Below are 21,712 nucleotides of genomic sequence, written 5' to 3'. Positions count from 1 at the left end.
GCCGCCATTACTGGGCGTTTTCCGGCGCAGAAGACCACTGCGCCGGGGTAAAGGTTTTAATGCTAATGGCGTGCAGCGCGCCCGAGGCAATTTCATCACTCAACGCGGAGTAGACCAATTGCTGACGCTTAACCGGAGAGAGACCTTCAAAGGCTTCACCAACCGCAATCACCTGAAAATTACAGCCCTCGCCCTGAATATGGAACTCACATCCACCGATACGGGATTCAAGCAGTGCTTTTACCTCATTGGGTTGCATGAGACAGGAAACTCCTTCGAAGTTGTGGTGAACAGTTTGGCAAATAAAAGCAATGAGGCAACATAATAAAGAAAAGCGACACGCTTGGCGATGCCAAGGGTGCCAACCCTAGAGAGGTAGGGCTAGCGAGTGAATCAGTGCATCAAGTTCAGAAAGGGACGCTAAACGCTCAAGCGGCGCGGAAAGCATGATTGTGCTTACGGCAATTTTCTGTGCCTTACAGGTACGCAACCACTCAAACAGCACGCTGATAATGGCACTGCTGGCCTTTTGAACGCCGCTGAAATCAAATACAACGCTCTTTTCGTCCGTGGCTTCAAGCCACTTCTTGCCAGCAGCGGCCAGTTCAGCCGCTGCTGTCATTCCCACATCACCGACGACACGCAATGTGTTCTGCTCGGCCTCAAGATCGATCAGGGAGTGTGGCAACAGGCGTGTCACGCATTGCCCCCCTGCTCCAGCTCTTCGACACCGATTTCAGGTGCCCAGCCGCGAATCACGGCGTCATAGTCGCGGTTGTTTTCGCGCATGGCCTGGTCAAACTGATTGCGGAAGGTAAGCCCCAGGTTGATGCCGTTAACAATCACGTTAACAACCCGCCACTGGTTGTTTGAAAGACGCAGGCTATAGCTTACCGGGTAAACCTGGCCATTGGTGGCGACAACTTCCATATCCACACTGGCCTGGTCTTCATAACGCTGGCTGCGCTGCGTATCCAGCACGCGCAAATCCTTATAGTCAAACGTCACCAGGCCACGCGCATAGGTATCAATCAGGGTCTGACGAAAGACATCGGCAAACCGGCTGCGCTGCTCAGGGGAAGCGTTACGAAAGTAGTTTCCCATCACGCTTGCGCCGATATAACGGAAGTCCGCCACATCTTCAAGGCTATCGTCAACCAAGGCTTTAAGTTCGCCTATGTTGTTGGCGTAGTAGTCCTTTTTACCCTCGATTTCACCCATCAGGGCATCAACATTTTCTCGAATCATCGCTTCAGGCGTCTGGGATTGTGCCTGTGCCTGCAGCGGTAAGACCAGCGCCAGCACCATCAGGGCGACCAGCCAGCGAAGTAGAGGAACGGTAGTTTTACGCATCATATTCACCTCGTAAAGAACACTTAGTTACTTGCCATATTGGATACAAATTGCTGGATAAGTTCTTCAAGCACCAGCGCTGACTGGGTATCTCGAATGGTATCGCCATCCGCCAGCATATCCGGGTCGCCACCCACGCTTAAACCAATATACTGCTCCCCCAATAAACCGGCAGTTAATATTGCCGCAGTGGTATCTCGGGAGAGTTGGCCTTCCAGGCCACTATCCAAGCGTAGAGTAACTTTGGCGTCATACCATTCGGTGTCCAGATCAATCGACTCCACACGGCCAACCGTGACACCTGCCATGGTCACACGGGCACGGGGTTTAAGACCGCCGATATTGGCAAAGTTGGCATCCAGGCGAAACGTTTCAGAAGGAGCGGCAAGGCTTAGGCCGCTCACACGTAGACCCAGAAACACCAGCCCTATAATACCCGCCAGCATGAACAGACCTACGCCAAACTCCATGGTTTTACTGCGCTTCATGAAATCACTCCACCCATCAAAGACCGCCGAACATCACAGCGGTCAGTACAAAATCAAGCCCCAGTACCGCAAGCGACGAATACACTACAGTGCGCGTGGTAGCACGCGAAATGCCTTCCGATGTAGGCACCAGATCATAGCCTTGGAAAACCGCAATCCAGGTCACGACGATCGCAAAGACCAAGCTCTTGATCATGCCGTTACCGACATCGCTGACAAAGGAAACACTGGCCTGCATATTACTCCAATAGGATCCTTCAAAAACGCCCAACCACTGCACGCCAACCAGGTAGCCACCCCAGATACCGACCACGCCAAAGCCCACGGTTAGAATCGGCAGGGCCACGAACCCGGCCCAAAGCCTTGGCGCGATAACCCGGCGCAGAGGGTCAACGCCGATCATTTCCATACTGGTCAATTGTTCGGTCGCTTTCATCAGGCCAATTTCAGCCGTCAGCGCCGATCCTGCTCGTCCGGCAAACAGCAAAGCAGCCACCACCGGCGCCAGCTCACGCAGCAGCGAGAGCGCCACCATTTGCCCCAATGCCTGCTCAGCACCAAAGTCGACCAAGATGGTGTAGCCCTGAAGCGCCAGCACCATGCCAATAAACAGGCCCGACACAACTACAATGGCAAGTGATAAGACACCGACAAAATGCATTTGGCGAAGCCATAGATACCATCCCTCCCGGGAAGGTACGCCCACTGCTGACTGGCCAAGAAACAACCCGGCACGGCCCAGCGCTTCCATTACGTCACACCCTTTACGCCCCAATCGGACGATACGGTTAACGCCTTGTTCAAATCTTGACTGCATTACCCTGCCCTTGTCGCGGTAACTTGGCCAAGAATATCGCTATAAAGCGTCTCAGCGGGATAGTGGAACGGCACAGGGCCATCGGGCTCACCGTGCACAAACTGGCTCACACGTGGGTCCTGATTGGCGTTCAAAGTGTGTGGCGTTCCCTCGGCCACCACTTGGCCATCGGCAAGCAAATAAAGATAGTCGGCAATGCTCAAGGTCTCCTTGATATCGTGAGAAACCACCACGGAGGTTAGCGCCAGCGCTTCATTAAGCCGCTTGATCAGTTGCACCAGCACGCCCATGGAAATGGGGTCTTGTCCGACAAAGGGCTCATCGTAGAGGATCAACTCTGGGTCTAGCGCAATGGCCCTGGCAAGCGCCACCCGCCTAGCCATCCCGCCAGAAAGCTCGGCAGGTGACAAATGGCGCGCGCCGCGCAAGCCGACCGCCTCAAGTTTGAGCAGCACCAGATCCCGGATCATTGCGTCGGGTAAATCGGTATGTACTCGCAGCGGAAACGCCACATTTTCAAACACATCCAAGTCAGAAAATAGTGCTCCGCTTTGAAACAGCATGCCCATACGCTTGCGTAACGTAAATAACGCCTTTCGCGACAGCCGATGAACGTCCTGCCCATCTACCAGAATCCTCCCTTGATCGGGCGTTAACTGCCCGCCGATTAACTTCAAAAGCGTTGTTTTGCCGGTACCGCTAGGCCCCATGATCGCCGTCACCTTACCCTGGGGGATAATCATGTTAATGCCGCGAAAGATCTCGTGACTCCCACGTGAGAAGTGCACATCTTCAATCTCAATAAAGGGGACATCTGTCATGGGTTGTTCGACTCCCATTGTCGCTTGATTCGAGCGGGCCTGTGATTCTTTAAGCCTATTCTACAGTTTAAAAACAGTGTTTTCGAATAATTATCGAACATCGTATCTTAATCCCAACGGCACTAACAGACGAGCAGGCGTTCCAATGCGGCATAAAAACCCTTTAAAGCGCTATGCTTATAGATGCCCACAAAATGGTATTCTTGTTCGTTAATCGCATCATGTTTTTACCAAAATGAGATTTTCATGCACCAGCCCTCTTCCACTCTTAGCCGACTGCGTGAAAGCGCTTTACGCACGCTGCAAATTGAACAAGCGGCCATTGGCGGCCTTCAAGGCAAGCTTGATGAGAACTTTGACCGTGCCTGTGAGCTAATGCTGGCCTGCCAAGGTCGCGTGGTGGTAACCGGGATGGGCAAATCAGGGCATATTGCAGGAAAGCTGGCTGCCACACTTGCCAGCACCGGCACCCCTGCCTTTTTTGTTCACCCGGGTGAAGCGAGCCACGGCGATCTTGGTATGGTTACACGTACCGACGTGGTGCTGGCGCTTTCCAACTCGGGTGAAACCGCTGAAGTGACAGCGCTACTGCCCTTGTTAAAACGCCTGGGTACACCACTGATCAGCATGACAGGCAAGCCTGGATCAACGCTTGCCAAACATGCCGATGCGCACCTGGATAGCGGCGTTGAGCGCGAAGCATGCCCGCTTGATCTGGCCCCCACCAGCTCTACCACGGCGGCACTCGCTTTGGGGGATGCCCTTGCCGTTGCCCTGCTCGAAGCCCGCGGCTTTACAGCCGATGATTTTGCTTTATCCCACCCCGGCGGCAGCCTGGGTAAGCGCCTGCTACTGCGTGTCAGGGATTTAATGCACGATGGCTCACGCCTGCCCCAGGTAGCGCTAGGCAGCCCGCTGCGTGATGCGCTACTTGAAATTACCCGCCAAGGGCTCGGTTTTACCTGCGTGATAGATAGTGAAGGGCGTCTGGCCGGGGTTTACACCGATGGTGATTTACGCCGTACACTGGATCAGTTCCATGACCTACGAGAAGTAACGGTGGATGAGGTAATGACGCGTCCAGGCAAGCGCATCGGGCCTGATATTCTGGCCGCCGAAGCCGTCCGCATCATGGAAGATAGCCGCATTACCGCGCTGGCGGTAGTCGATGAAGATCAGCGTCCCATTGGTGCGCTGCATATGCATGATTTACTCGCCAGCGGCGTTATTTAGCTAATCTAACCCAATATTGACTGACAAGGAGTCTTTGATGGCCCTCCCCACTGCCTTGCTCGACCGTATTCGCCACGTACGCTTGTTAGCGCTTGATGTTGACGGCGTTCTCACCGATGGGCGGCTTTATTTTCAGACCGATGGCGTCGAGATCAAGGCGTTCCACACCCAGGATGGCCATGGCCTGAAATTGCTCAAACGGGTCGGCATTCATGTGGCGTTGATTACCGGCCGCGACTCTCCCATGGTGCTTCAGCGTGCTAAAGCGCTAGGAATCGTCCATGTCCATCAGGGTTGCGAGGATAAACTCACCACGCTGAAAGCGCTCGCCCAGCGCCTGGACCTGGATTTAAGCCAGGTCGCCTACTGCGGTGATGACCTACCCGACCTTGCGCCAATCAAGCGATCAGGCGTCGGTATAACGGTGCCCAACGCGCCAGACTACATGCATGGCCACGCGGACTGGATTACCGACCGTCTGGGCGGGCATGGTGCGGTACGCGAAATATGCGACACGCTCCTGGAAGCTCAGGGTCATTGGAGTTCGGTACTTGACACATACTTGCACGGTCGCCCGTAATGTTTAAACAGATCAGAAAACGCGTCTGGCTGGCAGGGCTGATCATCACCCTGGGGGCGCTGCTGGTCTGGCTTGACCCACGCAGCCCGAATGAGCGGCCAATCGACCCGGCCGCTCAGGCTGAAGAACCCGGTCACGTGCTGGAAAATGCGAAAATCACCCTATTCGGCGAATCCGGCCGGGTTGAACAGTCGTTGGCCTCGCCTCTGTTGATATATATACCTCAACGCGCGGTGGCCGAAGCAACCCAACCTGAAGCCACCCTGTATGACAACGAGAATCGCGAGTGGCTTGCCAACGCCAATCAGGGCACGCTGAATACAGATACTCAGGCACTTACCCTTTCAGGTGAGGCAAGACTGCTTGCCCCGGCCGAAGGCTGGCAGCTGGATACTGAAGAGTTGCACTATGATGGCTTGACGCGTCACGCCTGGAGCGAAGCGCCCGCTCTGCTTCAGCAGCCGCCCCAGCAGATGAGTGCAACACGTATGGATGTCTGGCTTGACGACAGCCAGGTCCGGTTAACTGATAATGTACGCGGTCACCATCCGCCCGCAACACAGATCCCTTAGGAGTCGCTATGAAAGCTTTTGTTCGTACCGCGCTTTTCGCTCTCGCGGTGCCGCTATCGGCAGCGGCCCAGAACAGCCAGGCACCGGTTGAAGTTGAGGCCGACCGGCTAGACCTTGATCAGCGCGCCGGCACAGCGGTTTACTCCGGCAATGTCGATATTCGCCAGGGCAATATGCAACTGCGCGGCGAGCGCGTTGAAATCCAGCGTAATGAAGCCGGCGAACTCTCCCTGATAACAGCAACAGGGGAACGCGCTTACCTACGTAATCAGCTAGAAAATGAAGAAACGCCCATGGAAGGCTGGGGGCGCCGAGTGATTTATCATGTAGCAGAACGCCGTGTTGAGCTTATCGATCAGGCTGAGCTTACCCAGGGTGGTGACCAGTTTAACGGCGGCCGTCTTGAGTACTTTATCGACCGCGAGGTCGTGCAGGCACGTTCGGATGTTAGTGGCAGTGAGCCGCAGCGTATTCGTATGACACTTCAGCCAGCGCAATAGGAGCAGCCGATGGCTACTGCGGAATCAGCGCCGATAAAAACGCTTTACGCCAACCACTTAGCTAAAAGCTACAAGCGTCGCCGGGTGGTTCAGGATATCAGCCTGGAAATTGCTCAAGGGAGCGTGGTAGGTCTGCTGGGCCCAAACGGTGCAGGTAAAACCACATCGTTTTACATGATTGTGGGCCTTGTTAAATCAGACGCTGGCACGGTGAGTATTGATGAGCTGGACCTCACCCGCGCCCCCATGCATGAACGTGCTATGGCGGGCATTGGCTATCTTCCCCAGGAAGCGTCCATTTTTCGCAAGCTGTCGGTCGCGGATAACATCATGGCCATCTTGGAGACTCGCAAGGAGCTGGATAGCGCTGGACGCGAGCAGCGCCTGGAAAGCCTTCTGGAAGATTTCCATATCACCCATATCCGCGACAACCTGGGCATGAGCCTTTCAGGAGGCGAGCGACGCCGGGTAGAAATTGCCCGCTCGTTGGCCACAGAGCCTGCCTTTATCTTGCTTGATGAGCCGTTTGCCGGGGTAGACCCTATTTCGGTGGGTGAAATCAAAAGCATTATTCGCGCCCTTAAAAAACGTCATATTGGCGTACTGATTACCGACCATAACGTGCGGGAAACGCTGGATATCTGCGATATTGCCTACATCGTGGGCGACGGCCATATCATTGCTGGCGGCAGTCCCGAAACCATCCTCAATAATCAAAAAGTAAGAGAGGTCTATTTGGGCGCTGATTTTCGTCTCTAAACAGTGACCTGCAGCAAAATTATTACCACTGGCATGCTTATTGCACTTGCACATGGGCATGACTCGCACTAGTGTGAAGCTTTCCGATTAACGAGTGGTTCTCAGATGGTCATGAAAGCTTCTCTCCAATTGCGTATCGGTACGCAGCTGACCATGACACCTCAGCTGCAGCAGGCAATTGCCCTGTTACAGCTATCCACATTGGATCTGCGCCAGGAAATTCAGCAGGCATTGGATGCCAACCCAATGCTGGAACAGGAAGACGAATTCGGCGAACAAGCCACCGTTGAGCCCCAGGAAGCGGAGTGGTCAGAAAGCATTCCAAACGAACTCTCGGTGGATAGCGACTGGTCTGATACTTACCAAGACATGGCAAGCTCAGCCGGAGGCAGCGATGGCCCGGACTTTGAACGTCAGGCTGCCGGACAAAGCCTGCACGGGCACTTGCTCTGGCAGCTGGCCATGACCGATTTCAATGCCCGCGAACAGCTGGTAGCCGAAAGCCTGATTGATGCGCTGGATGCCAACGGCTATTTAATGCAGCCGCTCAACGATATTCGTGACGGGTTGCGCGCTCAGGGTCTTGAAGGACTCAACCTGCGTGAGATGGAAACCATTTTGCTGCGCCTGCAGCAGTTTGAACCTACCGGCGTTTTCGCCCGTGATCTGCGCGAATGCCTGATGCTTCAGTTGGCTACCCTACCCGACGACACGCCCCTACTGGTACCCGCACGCCGTCTGGTTCGTCAGTTTCTAGAAGCGCTGGGCAAGAACGACATGCGGCTACTAAAGCGGCGTCTGGGGCTTGATGACGAGCAACTGGAGGATGTGGTAAGTCTGATCCGCAACCTTGACCCGCGCCCCGGCAGTGCTTATGGAATTACCGACGATAGCTACATTACACCGGACCTGGTGGTGCGTCACGATAACGAAGGCTGGCATCTTGAGCTTAACCCCGAGGCTCTGCCCCGTCTGCGCATCCAGCCCGACTATGCAAGCCTGATCAAGCGGGCGGACAAGAGTCAGGATAACCAGTTTCTCAAAGAGCACCTGCAGGAAGCGCGCTGGCTGATCAAGAGTCTTTCCAGTCGTAACGATACGCTGCTACGCGTGGGCCGCGAGATTATCACCCGTCAGATCGGTTTCCTAGAGCAGGGTGAAGAAGCTATGAAGCCACTGATTCTTGCTGACATTGCCGAAGCCGTGGAAATGCATGAATCCACCATTTCGCGGGTGACGACGCAAAAATATATTCATACGCCGCGCGGCGTTTTCGAACTTAAATACTTTTTCTCCAGTCAGATTAGCGGTCAGGACGGTGGCGACAGCCACTCAAGTACGGCTATTCGTGCCCGACTTAAAAAGCTGATTCAGGACGAGCCACCCGGCAAGCCACTGTCTGACAGCCGCTTAGTGACGCTACTGGAGGAAGGCGGCATTACGGTGGCTCGGCGTACTGTTGCCAAATATCGCGAGTCGCTGGGCATTCCGTCTTCGAGTGAACGTCGCCGCTTGAGATAGTTGTTTAACGCAGTCTTTTACAATCACTTTTCAGACTGAAAAGGCAAAACTCGTCTCAAGGGCTTTGCAATACCGTAAAAAGGGTTACAATCGAAATACAGTCCGATGGATAAGGAGCACGTCAATGCAAGTAAACATCACTGGTCATCATGTAGAACTGACTGACGCCTTGCGTGACTATGTTAATGAAAAGCTTGAACGCGTCGAACGTCATTACGACAACATCACTACGGTACAAGTAACCTTATCCATTGAGAAGGAGCGCCAGCAGGCGGCGTGCAACCTTCATGCGGCAGGAGCCGACTTATATGCCGATGCGCTTGATAACGACATGTATGCCGCCATTGACGCATTAGCAGACAAAATCGATCGTCAACTCGTTAAGCATAAGGAAAAAGCACAAGCCCGCGCCCAAGGCGCAGGCGTGCGTTAATTCAATGACGTTGGAAACCATCCTCCCCCCGGAGCGCGTGCTTTACGACGTGCCTGGGGGCAGCAAAAAACGGGTGCTGGAATTTTTCAGCACCTTTATCGCTCAAAACACACCTAGCCTGGATAGCCAGGAAGTTTTCAGCCGCTTGATTGGCCGGGAACGTCTTGGCAGTACAGGAATTGGCAACGGCGTTGCCATTCCCCATGCGCGAAGCCCACATTGTGCAACACCTATTGCGGGCTTTCTCAAGCTGTCAGAACCCGTCGATTTTGACGCCATTGATGGCGATCCGGTGGATCTGGTCTTTGTGCTGCTCGTTCCTGAAGAGGCGGATGATACGCACCTGTCATTACTTGGCCAGGTAGCCACCATTATGAATGATGCAGGCACGCGTCAAGCGCTTCGAAAAACCAGCAGTCAGCGTGAACTGCTTGACCTGCTTTCCAACAAGATCCGTGAACAGGCTGCGTCTTAATTCTTTGCAGCTTACGTATTTTCTCGCTTTACCTTCATGCAAAGAGACCCACTATGCAACTGGTGATCATTAGCGGCCGTTCAGGGTCTGGCAAGTCTATTGCGCTGCAAGCATTGGAAGATGTTGGCTACTACGCTATCGACAACCTTCCTGCCATGCTGCTGGGGTCACTGGTAGATGAGCTTCGCGAAGAAGGTGGTCGCACGCATCTGGCAGTGAGTATCGATGCGCGCAACCTTCCCGCAGCGCTTGAACGGCTGCCCACGCTTTTGGAAGAGCTGCGTCAGCGCCCCATCGAGTTTCAGGTTATCTATCTGACCACCGATGCGCGCATTCTGCTTGAGCGCTACTCTGCCACGCGCCGCCGCCATCCTTTAACGCGCGATAGCAATATGACGCTTGAAGAAGCGATCAGCAAAGAGGAAGAAACGCTTAACGAGATACGTGATCTAGCCGATCTGCTGATAGACACTTCACGCCTCTCGGTACATGACCTGCGCCGCCGCATTACCGACCAGGTTGCCCACCAGCGTAAAGATCAGCTCACGCTTACCTTCGAGTCATTTGGTTACAAGCGGGGCGTACCTATGGATGCCGATCTGGTATTTGATGTGCGTTGCCTGCCCAACCCTTACTGGGACCCCACGTTACGTCAGTATACGGGCCGAGATGCCACGATAATCGCCTTTCTGCGCGGCTATCCTATCGTCAAAGACATGATCAACGACATTCAGGCATTGCTTGAACGCTGGCTGCCTGCTTATCGAAACAGTCAGCGTAGCTATATGACGGTCGCGATTGGCTGTACGGGTGGTCAGCACCGCTCCGTGTATATAGCCGAACAGCTGGCTCAGAAGTTGGCTCCTCAGATAGGCGAAGTTCAGCTGCGCCATCGTGAGCTGGGGCTACAATACACGTTAAGTGAACCGCAGCCAGAGCCGCTTGATATCAGCCTGCTAGACGAACACAAATAGTTGATGACACCACTCGGAGAAAGGGAACCAGGGTGCCAGAAAGAACCTTAACGCTTAGCAATCAACGCGGTCTACATGCCCGTGCCGCGACCAAACTGGTCAAGTGCGGTCAGCAGTACGCTGCCAGGATTCACGTATACAAGCAACAGCAGATGGCCGATGCCGCCAATATCATGTCGCTTCTGATGCTGGCAGCCCCCTGCGGCACCCAACTGCGTATTCATGCCGAAGGCGAGGACGCCGAACAGGCGCTTGAAGCGATACAAGCGCTGTTCGATGCCCGTTTTGACGAAGATCAGTAGCGTTAACTGCCCGCTACCGTCATTGCATCAATCAGCCAACTGCCCGTATGAATGCTTCCCCGTGTATCTATATCACTGCCGATACCCACTAGCCCTGAAAACATGCGCTCCAGGTTTCCGGCAATGGTAAATTCCTCGATAGGGTACTGAATCTCGCCATTTTCGACCCAGAAACCGGCTGCTCCGCGAGAGTAATCGCCGGTTACCCCGTTGACCCCTTGCCCCATCAGCTCCGTTACCCAGATACCCCGGCCCATTTCCTTGAGCAGCGCTTCGCGCGTTTTCAGTGGAGCGTCAAGGCGCACATTTCGCGCGCCACCCGCATTACCCGTCGTCTGCATACCCAGGCGACGGGCGCTGTAGGAAGAGAGCATGTAGCTTGCGATACTTCCCCGATCAATAAAGCGGTTATTACGGGTTTGAACGCCCTCGCCATCAAACGGCGTACTTGCCATGGCACCTACCTCCATGGGGCGCTCTTCCAGGCTGAACCACTCGGGAAAGAGGGGCGTTCCCAAGCGATCACACAGGAAAGAGGACTGGCGGTACAAAGCACCACCGGCCAGCGCGCTTAGCAGATGGCCGACCAGTCCAGCAGACAGCGATGGGTCAAACAGAATGGGAAACGTTCCCGTAGGCGGCCGCTTTGCGCCTAATCTTCTCAGCGTGCGGGCAGCGGCTTCACGCCCTACGTCTGCTGGGTCACGCAGCGCCTGAGGATTGCGCGAGGAGGTGTAGTCGTAGTCGCGCTGCATGCCGTTTGCGTCTTGGGCAATTAACATGCAGGAGAGCGAATGGCTGCTGCCCTTCTGAGTGCCCAAAAAACCATGACTATTGGCATATACCCGCACACCTTCACCGCTTGAAAGCGACGCGCCTTCCGACTGGCTAATGCCTTCAACATCGCGCCCCGCCTGCTCACAGGCAAGCGCTATCTCAATGGCCTGGTCGGTGGTCAGCGTCCAAGGGTAATGCACCTTGAGATCAGGCAATTCGGTTGCCATCTGGTCAGCATCGGCCAGGCCTGCCGCCGGGTCTTCACCGGTGTAGCGAGCAATCGCCAGGGCTTTCTCAACAGCCGCCTGAATAGAGGCGGAGCTTGCATCGCTGGAGGACGCGCTGCCCTTGCGTTTTCCCACATAAAGGGTAACCGCTATCCCCTGATCGCGGGAAAGCTCTACCGTTTCCACCTCACCCAAGCGCACGCTTATACCTATGCCCTGATCGATGCTCGCGCCCACCTCGGCGGCATCTGCACCCAGCCGTTTGGCCAGGGACAGCGCCTCTTCTGCACGCGCCGTCAATAGAGCCTGCTGCGAGGATGCATCAAATGCCTGTGCCATATGGCCTCCTTTTTCGCCTGAATCACCTCGGCGAATCAATGTTATGGTCGCAGCCTGATATAATGCTGCCAACGAATCTTGTCAGCGAGCCCTACTTAGTTAGTGAGCCCAATTTAGTCAGTGAGTCCTATTATGCCGAAGCAACGCCCCGAGCCCTTTGATACTCAGGAACCTGAAGAGCGGCCCAGTAAATCGCAGCTCAAACGCGAAATGCATGCACTTCAGGCTCTTGGCGAAACATTAATCGCCATGCGGCCTGCCGAGCGCGCCCGCTTTCCTCTCTCCGACGATATGCTGCGTGCCATTGAAGAAACGTCTCGCATCCGCTCCCATGAAGGGCGCCGCCGTCATATGCAGTATGTCGGCAAGCTGATCCGCAAGGAGGACCTGGCCGCCATACAAGGCGTTTTTGACGCCATCGAGCAGGAAAAAGAGCAGCGCGATCACGCCTTTCATCGGCTTGAAAAATGGCGGGACCGGCTCGTGGAAGAAGGCGATCCTGCCGTTGACCTGTTTATGGCGGAATACCCCGATGCCGACCGCCAAGCACTGCGCCAGCTAATACGCAATGCCCAGCGCGAGCGCGACCAGGGCAAGCCGCCCACCAGCTCGCGCAAGCTGTTCAAACATTTGCGCGAAACGCTGGCACTCTAATACCTTAGGACTGCGTACCGCCCACGGTCAGCTCATCCAGTTTCAGCGTGGGCTGACCCACACCTACCGGTACACCCTGGCCCTCTTTACCACATACGCCCACGCCGGTATCGAGTGCCATATCATGACCAATCATGGAAACGCGCCCCATTGCCTCGGGGCCGTTACCAATCAGCGTGGCGCCTTTTACAGGCGCTGTAATACGTCCATCTTCGATTAGATACGCTTCGCTGGCGGAGAACACGAACTTGCCCGAGGTGATATCTACCTGACCGCCGCCAAAGCTTACCGCGTAAATGCCGCGCTTGACGCTTTTAATAATATCTTCCGGCTCATCCTGTCCTGCCAGCATTACCGTGTTGGTCATACGCGGCATGGGCAGGTGAGCAAAGGATTCACGGCGCGCATTACCGGTGGGCGCCATATTCATTAGCCGCGCATTCAGCTTGTCCTGCATATAGCCGGTAAGAATGCCGTCTTCAATCAACGGCGTATTCTGGCCAGGTGTGCCTTCATCATCGATACTGAGCGAACCGCGTCCATCGGCAATCGTGGCATCATCCACCACGGTAACCCCTTTAGCCGCCACCCGCTGCCCCATACGCCCGGCAAATGCGGAGCTGCCTTTACGGTTAAAGTCACCTTCAAGTCCATGACCAACCGCTTCATGAAGCAGGATGCCCGGCCAGCCCGAGGCAAGCACTACCGGCATTTGCCCGGCAGGCGCATCAACGGCCTCCAGATTCACTAAGGCCTGACGCACGGCTTCCTTGGCGTAACGCTCGGCGACCCCTTCATCGCGCAGCCTGGCCATGGAGTAGCGCCCGCCACCGCCGGCACCGCCACGCTCACGACGGCCGTTTTTGACGGCGATAACGCTGACGTTAAAGCGCACTAACGGGCGAATATCTGCCGCCAGCGTCCCATCGCTTGCGCGCACCAGGACCACTTCATAGGTGCCGGAAAGCGATGCACTGACTTGCGTAACGCTTGGGTCGGCGGCGCGGGCCGCTCGGTCGGCATCCTTCAGCATGGCGACCTTCTCTTCAGCACTCAGGCCTGCCAGAGGATCTATACCGGCATAAAATGACGCCGCAGCAACGGGCTGAACCGCTTGGCTCAGCAGACGCTTACCGCTACGCACGATCCCCGAAGCCGTTCTTCCAGTATCCATCAATGCATCGGCACTAATCTGGTTGGAGTAGGCAAAGCCGGTTTTTTCACCGGCAAGGGCACGTACGCCGACACCACCATCAATGTTGTAGCTGGCCTCTTTTACTTCGCCATCTTCCAGTACCCAGCCTTCCTGCCACGTCCGCTGGAAATAGAGGTCGGCGTAATCTACGCCGACGCCCATAGCGTACTCCAGGCCTTTATCCAGACCATCAAGATCCAGGCCACCCGGCGTGAGCAGGATGGAAACAGCGGATTCTATATCGCTTTTATGTGCGGTCATTGGGGGCCTTCTAAGGTAACCTGCGGCGACGTCCAAGGACCTCGCACGCGATAATGGATAGTCGTTGCACGATCCAGCGCATCACCAAATAGCTGATCGGCAATAAACAGTGCACCGCCTACGATAGGCGCGCCTACCGCCACGGCTGCAATGGGCAGGCTTTGCGTGACAGGCAGCACGACACCAAGGCGCTGATCCAACTCTTGACGAAGCAGGTCAACGCTGCCCGTTAAGGTCAAATTGGCGGCAGGCGCTTCAATTTGCAATGGGCCACGCAGGGTAAGCTGGCCATTAGCGACATCCGCCGAACCATAGACCCTGTCATAGGCAGTTCCCTGGCCTGTCATATCGGAAAAATCCAGGCGCAGGCGGCGTAGAATATTGTCGAAATTTAGTAACCCTACCAGACGTACCGGCGCCGATTCCAGCGTGACAAAACGCCCATCGCGGACATCAACACCAATCTCACCCTCAGCCTGGCTCAAATCAAACTGCCAGGGCGCACCTGCCCAGCTCAATTTGGCAGACGCATCGGTCTGGCGACTGCGTAATGCGACCGGCTGGTCCAAGCGCTCAAGCGCAGTACCCACATCTCCACCTTGAACCGAGATATTCGCGCGGGTACGACTATGTGAGGCATCGCCTTCCCAATAGAGTTCACCACGCGCGGAGAGTTGACCCAAGGTAAGCCCAACCGGCGACAACGAAAAACGCTGCTCATCTGTTTGCCAATAGGCCGACAACGGACCAAGACGACGCGCGCCCATGCCTATTTCTGCAAGCCTTAGGCGCCCATCGGGCACGTTGGCAAGCCAATCGGGAATCGCCGCTGGCGCCGCCTGGTGCGTATTTACTTCATGTAGCCATGAATCAGGTAAAGCGGCTTCTTCGCCATTATCAGTACTAGATAGTGCCAATAACTGATCCAATGCCAACTGCTCTATGGCAATATCCAGCGGATAGCGGGATTCAGGCTGATACTGGAAACGCCCGGTTACCAGATCACCCTGCACGGTAGCGCTCGTTGCTCCGTTGTGCACACTACCATCAAGCCCTAGCGCGCCAGCACACGTTTGCTGATAGACAAGGCAATCCGTATTAAGCGTAATATTCAGCGGCGCATGCCCCTCCTTCGCGCCTTCTTGCACGCCTGCTTCGCCAGTAAATAGAGGGCCTAGGGCCTGCTGCCACGCCATTGGATCAATACGCGGCAGGCCTGCTTCAATATTAAACCCAGGCTGTGAAGGCCATTCAGGCGAACTTACTTCAGCCCCTGCCAACCGTAGGCTGCCAGCCAACGCCTGTGGGCGATTAAGCAGGCGCAAGTGGGCAATATCTGCCAGACGGCTTTCCACCTGGCCATTTTCAAAATTGGCGTTAAGCGTCCAGGGCCATGGCTGTCCGACCGCTTTGGCAAACGGTTCAGGCAAGTGGCTCCTCACACCCAGCAAGCGGCTTTCCAGAGATAAGGAAGACGTGGGCTCAAGTGTCAATCGCCCCTGCCACTGCAGCTCCCCATCAAGCACCTGACTACCTTGGGCAGCCGATATGCCTGCCAGGGGCAACAGGGAAGCGATCTGAGCCTGACCCTTTAAAGCAACTCCTTCGCGCTGGGTATGCATTTTTGCGTTGATCGCGCCCCCCAATAACCGGCCGTCGACCTCGCCTATCAGCGCCATGCTGTCAGCGTACTGTTGCCAGGTCAGCTGTCCTTTGACGGCTTGCAAGGCAAGATCCAGCGGCGTATAAACGATGCGTGTGAAATCTGGAGTCGCATTGATTTCCAGCTGCAGCGCTTCAGGCGCCTCCAGAGGTAGTGACAGGTTGAGAGCGCCTTTCACCTGACCTTCCGCCTGCAGATTATCAAGAAGACTCATATCGATATCCGGCATCGCCTGCAGAAATGCAATTAACGAATCCCCATCGCTATGCAGGTCGCCTGCCACGTTAAGTGTTTCATCCTGCATGACCAATTCACCCTGGGAAGCCGTAACCCCATGGCTTTGCGCATGATCAATCTGCGCCTCGAGTACCTTATTTTGCCATTTCAGGCGCCCCTCTACCTCTTCAAGCCGTGGCCAACCTGGTGCAATTGGCAGGTGCCCCTGGGTAATTGCCAGCGCCAGCGTTGCCGATATGTCATCAGCTGTAACACCATCGCCAAGCGGCATGCTGAGCTTTAATGAGCCGTTGGGGACCTGGCCGCCAATGTCATCAAGTAACCAGGTACGCAGCTCTTCATCAAACGCCTTCAGAGGCAGCCACTGCGCCAAGGGCCGCTCCAATGCATCCACATTAACAAAGTCGATATCCAGCCCAAAATGGCCCGTATAGTCGCTTGCAATTAGCCCAAAGCCGCCACTTACCTGAGCACCATCCCAAGCCACATTGAGCTGGCGGCCACTTATCATCGTTCTGGGACCATCGTAGACCCACTCCACGACCCCTTCTGCCTGCTGGAGCTGCATGGGCGCCGTGAACAGATCAGGAAAATAGAGCGTGCTATCGCCTGCACTGCTGAACGTTACTCGACCGCGAAAATCCCTTGCTTGCACCCAGGCATCCAGTGGCCCGCCGCCCGGCGCCTGCTCCCAGGGCGAGACCTCAACATCGGTTAAGGCAGCATCCACTCCCCAACGGCCTTCATGCTGGCCTAGACGTAGCCCTCGCACCCGCCCACGAGGTGCCAGCGTCTGCAATACGCGAGTAACCGATTCAGGAAGAAAGATATAGTCACGCCAGGCCGTGAGTGAGGCCAGTTCAAACGCACTGGTACGCACCTCCCATCGCCCGGGCTGGTGGGAAAGATACCAGTGACGCGGCAAAGCGGGTCCTTCAACCGTACCTTCAGGCTCTGCCCACTCGACGCTTTGCGCATCGCCACTCAGCCAAGCCTCGCCACCTTCACCATCGCGCTGCCACTCCCCGTGCGCTTCAATATTGCGCAGCACCGCGTACTGGATGTCTTGGCGCAGCACTAATTGAGGAACGTCAACGGCCAGCCGCGACTCCTGAAGCTTGCCCCCATACCAGCGTCCCCATAGCCGGGCATTGCCGCCGGCTTGCTCCAGAAAAGGAACGTGTTCCGGACGAAACATGTCAGCCAGCTTGAGCAACTGATCAAACTGCATTTCGAGTTTCAAGGTGGCCGAAAAATCCTCGAAACCGCGGCGCCCAGGTTGCATTTCTGCCAACAGCTGGGCCGCTGGCAACACTGTCTCTTCCTGCTCAGGGCGCGCCTCAAGAACATTCACCGCCCCTTGTAGATAAGCGCCCTGCTCATTCCCGGTTAGCAGCAGCGTTTTAGCATAGAGTGTTACATTGTCCTGTTGGCCATGCAGTACGAGCCGGGTATCATCGATCCAGATACGCTGGCGCAGCAACCATTCCGTCCAGGCGTCAATGCTTGCCAGGTCGACCTCAGGCTCAGGGGCCATATAAAGCGGCAAGCGAGCAGGATCCGGCCACTGCCATTCGCCTTCTGGCCCCTGGTATAGGTGAAATTCGGTTTGGTGTAACCTGACATCGCTGAAAATGGGCAGGAAGTTACCTAAGGAAGCCAGTACATCCAGACGAAGCTCGGCCTGGTCCAGTGAAAATAGCCGCTGCCCGTCCGGCATGTCAGCCGTAAGGCCTTCAAGTTCGAGGATAAGCTCACTACGCGCCATAGATAGCGAAAGAACTTCAATCTGTACCGGCACGCCCACCTGCTCTTCCAGCCAAGCCTCAATCCTCGGCGTGAACGCATCTACCTGGCTACACACAAGTCTTAAAAGCAGAGTAGCAACGGCAAGGAAGCCCAGAATACAGGCCAGCAGAAGAAAGCCCCAACGTGTCAGCGAGCGGATGATCATGGGGTTACATCAACACAATATCGTACTGCTCTTGCGAGTAGTGCTGCTCTACCTGAAAACGAATGGTTTTATTGATAAACGTTTCCAGGTCAGCCACGGCGGCCGACTCTTCATCAAGAAGCCGGTCAACCACCGGCTGAGAAGCAAGTACCATATAGGTTTCCGGGCTATAGGCGCGCTCTTCACGCAGTATCTCGCGAAAAATCTCATAGCAGACGGTTTCAGGCGTTTTCAGCGTTCCGCGCCCGCCGCAGGTGGAACACGCTTCGCAAAGCGTTTGTTCAAGGCTCTCACGGGTTCGTTTGCGAGTCAGCTGCACCAGGCCAAGCTCGGTAACGCCGGTACACTTGGTTTTGGCGTGATCACGCTCCAAGGCTTTCTCAAGCACACGCAGCACTTGGCGCTGATGCTCCACTTCAATCATATCGATAAAATCGATAATGATGATACCACCAAGGTTGCGTAACCGTAGCTGACGGGCGATGGCGGTGGCCGCCTCCAGATTGGTCTTGAAAATGGTCTCTTCAAGATTGCGATGTCCGACATAGCCACCGGTATTAACATCGATGGTGGTCATCGCTTCGGTGGGATCAATCACCAGGTACCCGCCTGACTTAAGTTGGACTTTACGCCCTAGTGCCTTCTGGATTTCATCTTCAACACTGTAAAGATCAAAGATGGGCCGCTCGCCAGGATAATACTCGATTCTATCTACCGCGTAGGGCATGAACTCTTCGGCAAACTCGACCAGCTTGATGAAGTTTTCGCGAGAATCGATACGTACTTTTTCGATATCGTCACGCATGACATCTCGCAGGGTGCGCATGAAAAGCGGCAGATCATCATAGATGACACTGGGCGGCGCGGCGGTTATTTTCCGCTCAGCCACCTTGCGCCATATGCGCAGCAAAAAGTGCATATCGCCAGCAAGCTCCTCATCGCCAACGCCCTCTGCTGCCGTACGCACAATAAACCCACCGCTAACCTCGAGAGTTTGCTCGGCAATACTGCTATCCAGCAGCGTTTTCAGACGCTCGCGCTCCCCCTCATCTTCAATACGCTGTGACACACCATGATGCGGTGAGTCCGGCATATATACCAGGTAGCGTGAAGGAATCGAAAGATGAGTGGTAAGACGCGCCCCTTTAGTACCGATTGGATCCTTGGTGACCTGAACCACCAGCGACTGCCCCTCGTGAAGCAGCTGCCCAATGGTTTGCTGCTCATCACTTGGCGTACCCGAAGGCATGACCTCGTGGGCGTGTATGAACGCAGCGCGTTCAAGGCCAATATCAACAAAGGCAGCCTGCATACCAGGCAACACGCGAACCACTCTGCCTTTGTAGATATTGCCTACAATTCCACGCCGCCGAGAACGCTCAATAAGCGCCTCTTGTAAAACGCCATTTTCGACGAGCGCAACGCGGGTTTCCATTGGCGTCAAATTGATGAGGACTTCACCGCTCATGCAAAATTCCTTCTTGGTTCACGTATTCCACGCCGCTCATGCAGGCAGTGAGACGTCGACTAGGTGTGCGAGCAATAGTGCCCCATCCAGATAGGCACCCCCTGTTGTTGCAGTAACTGCGCCGTTTCATAAAGCGGCAGGCCAACCACAGCGGAGTGGCTTCCCTTGATCTCTTTTACAAAAATGGCGGCCAGCCCCTGAATTGCGTACCCGCCCGCCTTATCCTCAGGCTCGCCAGTCAGCCAATAGTCAGCGATTTCCTGCGCGGAGATCTCACGCATTATGACATCAGTTGTCACAATGCTGCACAGCACACCTTGCGGCCCGGTCACGGCAACTGCGGTCATTACTTGATGCGCCCTGCCGGAAAGACGTTTCAACATGGCTGCCCCCTCTTGCGCATCAGCGGGCTTACCTAATATAGCGCCATCTACCACTACCGCGGTATCAGACCCCAGTGTGGGTAACGACGTTTTGGACATGGCGGCGGTTGCCTTAGCAACCGCCAGACGCTCTACATAGGCGCTGGCCGCTTCGCCCGGCGTCGGTGTTTCATCGACATGGCTTGGCAGGATACTGGCCGTAACACCAATAGAAGCCAGTAAATCTCGCCGCCGGGGTGATGCTGACGCCAGGCAAAGCACGGGTAAAGAGCCGTTTTCCATCATCAAGACCCAAGCAAGCGTCTTTCCAGCGCTTTAAACATGGTCGCCAGCCACGGCCATAAAAAAGCGCTGATTAATGACGGTATCAAAAAGGAGAGGTGTATCGAAAACTCGCCAGTTAACGTGCGCAGCCACTGCTCGACCAGCTGTACCAAGCCAAGCAGTACCAGTACCAGCACCGATTGTTGGACAAGCGAGTAGGCTCGAAAACGCGGGTACACCAAGGCACACAGAAAGGCTAACAGCGACAGAGTCAGTGCATGCTGCCCAAGCGATGTACCCTCTATCAAATCCAGCAATACCCCGAGCACAAAGGCATGAAAGACGCCCACGCGATCAGGCGCACGCATGCACCAGTAAATCAGCATTAGTCCGATCCATTCCGGACGAAATACCTGCCACCCTTCAGCCAGAGGCATTACTTGCAGGCAGAGCGCCAAAACCAGGCTAAACCACACCACTACCAGCGGTATTACGGGAACACGGGCCATCAGCGATCCTCCTCAGCGTCAGGTGGCTCTACCGGGGCGAGCCGCTGGGCGGCGTGCATCGCTTTTGCTGAAATGGCCATGGACTCATCCCAGATAGAGTCGTCCACTTCTTCACGCGGCGGCGGAAATAGCAGCAGGAAATGACGGGCACGCTGGAGCTGGGCAGTAGGTTCGGCCGTTACCCGCGCAAACGGCTGCCCGGGGTCGTGATAGACCTCAGTCACCCGGGCCACGGGATAGCCCGGAGGGAAGCGCCCGGCAAGACCGGATGTGGTTAGCAGATCGCCTTCCCTGATATCTGCCGTGTCAGGCACGTGCAGCACGTTAACGCTGCCATAACGTCCGGCGCCCTGCACAATAAAGCGCAGGCCGTTACGGTTAACCTGTACGGGAAGGGCGTGACTTGCATCGGCGAGCAGCAGTACACGACTGGAGTACGCTGACACGGCGGTTACCTGTCCCACCAGGCCTGATGCATCAATTACCGGTTGCCCCACATACGCCCCGTTACGATGCCCACGGTCGACCACCATTTGATGGCTAAACGGGTCATTATCCAGAGAGAGCAGTTCAGCGGTAATGTAAGGAATCTGGCGCCGTTCAGCTGCTTTCAGCAAATCACGCAGCTCGGCATTTTCAGCGGTCAGGTTCGCCATGCGCTGCCCACGATGAGACAGCGTAAGAATTTGTTCGCGCAGTCGACGGTTTTCATCGACCAGCGCCTGTTGGTCAGACAGCGCGAGTGCTCCCCAATTCAACAGATCGCTAGGCACGCTAACGACCCATTGAATAGGCGCAACAACCATTGTCATTTGAGCGCGCACGTCTTCCATGCGTGTAAACCGGTGGTCGACAAACATTAGTGCACTTGCCGCCAGCACGCAGAAAAACAACCGGTAGCCCGGCAGCGACCCGTGTGAAAATAGCGGTTTAATAGGCAATCCCCCGCGATA

General features: G+C 55.5%; 24 protein-coding genes. 11 read left to right on the top strand and 13 right to left on the bottom strand.

The genetic code is table 11. The features are described 5' to 3' along the window. Positions 1-7 precede the first annotated feature (7 nt). The 6 genes from ELY38_RS17665 to ELY38_RS17640 all read right to left on the bottom strand — a co-directional run bounded on the left by ELY38_RS17665 (position 8) and on the right by ELY38_RS17640 (position 3,479). Positions 8-259, bottom strand: a complete 252-nt coding sequence (locus ELY38_RS17665) for a BolA family protein (RefSeq protein ID WP_127063477.1) — start codon at positions 257-259, stop codon at positions 8-10. Between the two features lie 108 nt (positions 260-367). Continuing rightward, entirely contained in the window at positions 368-700 is a 333-nt protein-coding gene (locus ELY38_RS17660) for an STAS domain-containing protein (protein ID WP_127063476.1), read from the bottom strand. After that, entirely contained in the window at positions 697-1,353 is a 657-nt protein-coding gene (locus ELY38_RS17655; protein WP_127063544.1) for an MlaC/ttg2D family ABC transporter substrate-binding protein, read from the bottom strand. Before ELY38_RS17655 ends, ELY38_RS17660 begins: the two co-directional genes overlap by 4 nt. A gap of 23 nt (positions 1,354-1,376) precedes the next feature. Continuing rightward, positions 1,377-1,841 (bottom strand): outer membrane lipid asymmetry maintenance protein MlaD, encoded by a 465-nt coding sequence (gene mlaD / locus ELY38_RS17650; RefSeq protein ID WP_127063475.1) that lies wholly within the window; start codon positions 1,839-1,841, stop codon positions 1,377-1,379. 16 nt (positions 1,842-1,857) lie between these two features. Next, positions 1,858-2,658: a lipid asymmetry maintenance ABC transporter permease subunit MlaE gene (gene mlaE / locus ELY38_RS17645; RefSeq protein WP_127063474.1), complete on the bottom strand. Its 801-nt coding sequence runs from the start codon at positions 2,656-2,658 to the stop codon at positions 1,858-1,860. Continuing rightward, the gene (locus tag ELY38_RS17640; RefSeq protein WP_127063473.1) at positions 2,658-3,479 is read right to left on the bottom strand and encodes an ABC transporter ATP-binding protein; all 822 of its coding nucleotides are present in this window, start codon (positions 3,477-3,479) and stop codon (positions 2,658-2,660) included. The genes mlaE and ELY38_RS17640 overlap by 1 nt, the downstream gene beginning before the upstream one ends. A gap of 246 nt (positions 3,480-3,725) precedes the next feature. Here ELY38_RS17640 and ELY38_RS17635 point away from each other — a divergent pair, with 246 nt between their 5' ends. The 10 genes from ELY38_RS17635 to ELY38_RS17590 all read left to right on the top strand — a co-directional run bounded on the left by ELY38_RS17635 (position 3,726) and on the right by ELY38_RS17590 (position 10,828). Then, positions 3,726-4,712, top strand: coding sequence for a KpsF/GutQ family sugar-phosphate isomerase (locus ELY38_RS17635; protein WP_127063472.1), 987 nt, complete (start codon positions 3,726-3,728; stop codon positions 4,710-4,712). Between the two features lie 37 nt (positions 4,713-4,749). Next, positions 4,750-5,292 carry a KdsC family phosphatase gene (locus ELY38_RS17630; protein WP_127063471.1) on the top strand — a complete coding sequence of 181 codons (543 nt, stop codon included), beginning with the start codon at positions 4,750-4,752 and terminating at the stop codon, positions 5,290-5,292. Continuing rightward, entirely contained in the window at positions 5,292-5,864 is a 573-nt protein-coding gene (gene lptC, locus ELY38_RS17625; RefSeq protein WP_127063470.1) for an LPS export ABC transporter periplasmic protein LptC, read from the top strand. Before ELY38_RS17630 ends, lptC begins: the two co-directional genes overlap by 1 nt. Before the next feature lie 8 nt (positions 5,865-5,872). Next, positions 5,873-6,364, top strand: coding sequence for a lipopolysaccharide transport periplasmic protein LptA (lptA, locus tag ELY38_RS17620; RefSeq protein ID WP_127063469.1), 492 nt, complete (start codon positions 5,873-5,875; stop codon positions 6,362-6,364). Positions 6,365-6,373: 9 nt separating this feature from the next. After that, positions 6,374-7,123 (top strand): LPS export ABC transporter ATP-binding protein, encoded by a 750-nt coding sequence (lptB, locus tag ELY38_RS17615; protein WP_222845168.1) that lies wholly within the window; start codon positions 6,374-6,376, stop codon positions 7,121-7,123. A gap of 105 nt (positions 7,124-7,228) precedes the next feature. Further along, the gene (locus tag ELY38_RS17610; protein WP_127063468.1) at positions 7,229-8,644 is read left to right on the top strand and encodes an RNA polymerase factor sigma-54; all 1,416 of its coding nucleotides are present in this window, start codon (positions 7,229-7,231) and stop codon (positions 8,642-8,644) included. Positions 8,645-8,768: 124 nt separating this feature from the next. Continuing rightward, on the top strand, positions 8,769-9,077 hold the full coding sequence (gene hpf / locus ELY38_RS17605; protein ID WP_127063467.1) for a ribosome hibernation-promoting factor, HPF/YfiA family: 309 nt from the start codon (positions 8,769-8,771) through the stop codon (positions 9,075-9,077). A gap of 4 nt (positions 9,078-9,081) precedes the next feature. Further along, positions 9,082-9,552 carry a PTS sugar transporter subunit IIA gene (locus ELY38_RS17600; protein WP_127063466.1) on the top strand — a complete coding sequence of 157 codons (471 nt, stop codon included), beginning with the start codon at positions 9,082-9,084 and terminating at the stop codon, positions 9,550-9,552. Positions 9,553-9,605: 53 nt separating this feature from the next. Next, on the top strand, positions 9,606-10,526 hold the full coding sequence (gene rapZ, locus ELY38_RS17595) for an RNase adapter RapZ (RefSeq protein WP_127063465.1): 921 nt from the start codon (positions 9,606-9,608) through the stop codon (positions 10,524-10,526). 32 nt (positions 10,527-10,558) lie between these two features. Then, positions 10,559-10,828 (top strand): HPr family phosphocarrier protein, encoded by a 270-nt coding sequence (locus tag ELY38_RS17590; protein ID WP_127063464.1) that lies wholly within the window; start codon positions 10,559-10,561, stop codon positions 10,826-10,828. Between the two features lie 2 nt (positions 10,829-10,830). Here the strand turns inward: ELY38_RS17590 and pmbA are convergent, their stop codons facing one another. Continuing rightward, complete coding sequence (gene pmbA / locus ELY38_RS17585; protein WP_127063463.1) at positions 10,831-12,171, bottom strand: metalloprotease PmbA; 1,341 nt, start codon at positions 12,169-12,171, stop codon at positions 10,831-10,833. A 132-nt stretch (positions 12,172-12,303) separates the two neighbouring features. Here pmbA and yjgA point away from each other — a divergent pair, with 132 nt between their 5' ends. Then, positions 12,304-12,825, top strand: a complete 522-nt coding sequence (gene yjgA / locus ELY38_RS17580) for a ribosome biogenesis factor YjgA (RefSeq protein ID WP_127063462.1) — start codon at positions 12,304-12,306, stop codon at positions 12,823-12,825. A 4-nt stretch (positions 12,826-12,829) separates the two neighbouring features. Here the strand turns inward: yjgA and tldD are convergent, their stop codons facing one another. The 6 genes from tldD to mreC are packed head-to-tail and all read right to left on the bottom strand — an operon-like array spanning position 12,830 to position 21,700. Then, entirely contained in the window at positions 12,830-14,281 is a 1,452-nt protein-coding gene (gene tldD / locus ELY38_RS17575; RefSeq protein WP_127063461.1) for a metalloprotease TldD, read from the bottom strand. Then, complete coding sequence (locus ELY38_RS17570; protein ID WP_127063460.1) at positions 14,278-18,135, bottom strand: YhdP family phospholipid transporter; 3,858 nt, start codon at positions 18,133-18,135, stop codon at positions 14,278-14,280. Before ELY38_RS17570 ends, tldD begins: the two co-directional genes overlap by 4 nt. Before the next feature lie 4 nt (positions 18,136-18,139). After that, positions 18,140-19,603, bottom strand: coding sequence for a ribonuclease G (rng, locus tag ELY38_RS17565; RefSeq protein WP_127063459.1), 1,464 nt, complete (start codon positions 19,601-19,603; stop codon positions 18,140-18,142). A gap of 59 nt (positions 19,604-19,662) precedes the next feature. Beyond that, positions 19,663-20,268: a Maf family protein gene (locus tag ELY38_RS17560; RefSeq protein ID WP_127063542.1), complete on the bottom strand. Its 606-nt coding sequence runs from the start codon at positions 20,266-20,268 to the stop codon at positions 19,663-19,665. Between the two features lie 2 nt (positions 20,269-20,270). Further along, positions 20,271-20,759 (bottom strand): rod shape-determining protein MreD, encoded by a 489-nt coding sequence (gene mreD, locus ELY38_RS17555; RefSeq protein ID WP_127063458.1) that lies wholly within the window; start codon positions 20,757-20,759, stop codon positions 20,271-20,273. Further along, positions 20,759-21,700 (bottom strand): rod shape-determining protein MreC, encoded by a 942-nt coding sequence (mreC, locus tag ELY38_RS17550; RefSeq protein WP_127063457.1) that lies wholly within the window; start codon positions 21,698-21,700, stop codon positions 20,759-20,761. Before mreC ends, mreD begins: the two co-directional genes overlap by 1 nt. Positions 21,701-21,712: the final 12 nt, after the last annotated feature.

Origin of the sequence: Vreelandella nanhaiensis (assembly GCF_003990185.1) — a bacterium.
Taxonomy (GTDB): Bacteria; Pseudomonadota; Gammaproteobacteria; order Pseudomonadales; family Halomonadaceae; genus Vreelandella; species Vreelandella nanhaiensis.
This window is presented reverse-complemented; position numbering and strand designations above follow the sequence as displayed.

Bases quoted from the DNA above. Each gene is read 5' to 3' on its own strand.
- lptC (WP_127063470.1), top strand. From the start codon at position 5,292: ATGTTTAAACAGATCAGAAAACGCGTCTGGCTGGCAGGGCTGATCATC.
- ELY38_RS17655 (WP_127063544.1), bottom strand. From the start codon at position 1,353: ATGCGTAAAACTACCGTTCCTCTACTTCGCTGGCTGGTCGCCCTGATG.
- mlaE (WP_127063474.1), bottom strand. From the start codon at position 2,658: ATGCAGTCAAGATTTGAACAAGGCGTTAACCGTATCGTCCGATTGGGG.
- rng (WP_127063459.1), bottom strand. From the start codon at position 19,603: ATGAGCGGTGAAGTCCTCATCAATTTGACGCCAATGGAAACCCGCGTT.
- lptB (WP_222845168.1), top strand. From the start codon at position 6,374: ATGGCTACTGCGGAATCAGCGCCGATAAAAACGCTTTACGCCAACCAC.
- ELY38_RS17630 (WP_127063471.1), top strand. From the start codon at position 4,750: ATGGCCCTCCCCACTGCCTTGCTCGACCGTATTCGCCACGTACGCTTG.
- ELY38_RS17610 (WP_127063468.1), top strand. From the start codon at position 7,229: ATGGTCATGAAAGCTTCTCTCCAATTGCGTATCGGTACGCAGCTGACC.
- ELY38_RS17600 (WP_127063466.1), top strand. From the start codon at position 9,082: ATGACGTTGGAAACCATCCTCCCCCCGGAGCGCGTGCTTTACGACGTG.
- ELY38_RS17640 (WP_127063473.1), bottom strand. From the start codon at position 3,479: ATGACAGATGTCCCCTTTATTGAGATTGAAGATGTGCACTTCTCACGT.
- ELY38_RS17570 (WP_127063460.1), bottom strand. From the start codon at position 18,135: ATGATCATCCGCTCGCTGACACGTTGGGGCTTTCTTCTGCTGGCCTGT.
- ELY38_RS17560 (WP_127063542.1), bottom strand. From the start codon at position 20,268: ATGGAAAACGGCTCTTTACCCGTGCTTTGCCTGGCGTCAGCATCACCC.
- pmbA (WP_127063463.1), bottom strand. From the start codon at position 12,171: ATGGCACAGGCATTTGATGCATCCTCGCAGCAGGCTCTATTGACGGCG.
- mreD (WP_127063458.1), bottom strand. From the start codon at position 20,759: ATGGCCCGTGTTCCCGTAATACCGCTGGTAGTGGTGTGGTTTAGCCTG.
- hpf (WP_127063467.1), top strand. From the start codon at position 8,769: ATGCAAGTAAACATCACTGGTCATCATGTAGAACTGACTGACGCCTTG.
- lptA (WP_127063469.1), top strand. From the start codon at position 5,873: ATGAAAGCTTTTGTTCGTACCGCGCTTTTCGCTCTCGCGGTGCCGCTA.
- tldD (WP_127063461.1), bottom strand. From the start codon at position 14,281: ATGACCGCACATAAAAGCGATATAGAATCCGCTGTTTCCATCCTGCTC.
- ELY38_RS17635 (WP_127063472.1), top strand. From the start codon at position 3,726: ATGCACCAGCCCTCTTCCACTCTTAGCCGACTGCGTGAAAGCGCTTTA.
- yjgA (WP_127063462.1), top strand. From the start codon at position 12,304: ATGCCGAAGCAACGCCCCGAGCCCTTTGATACTCAGGAACCTGAAGAG.
- ELY38_RS17665 (WP_127063477.1), bottom strand. From the start codon at position 259: ATGCAACCCAATGAGGTAAAAGCACTGCTTGAATCCCGTATCGGTGGA.
- rapZ (WP_127063465.1), top strand. From the start codon at position 9,606: ATGCAACTGGTGATCATTAGCGGCCGTTCAGGGTCTGGCAAGTCTATT.
- mlaD (WP_127063475.1), bottom strand. From the start codon at position 1,841: ATGAAGCGCAGTAAAACCATGGAGTTTGGCGTAGGTCTGTTCATGCTG.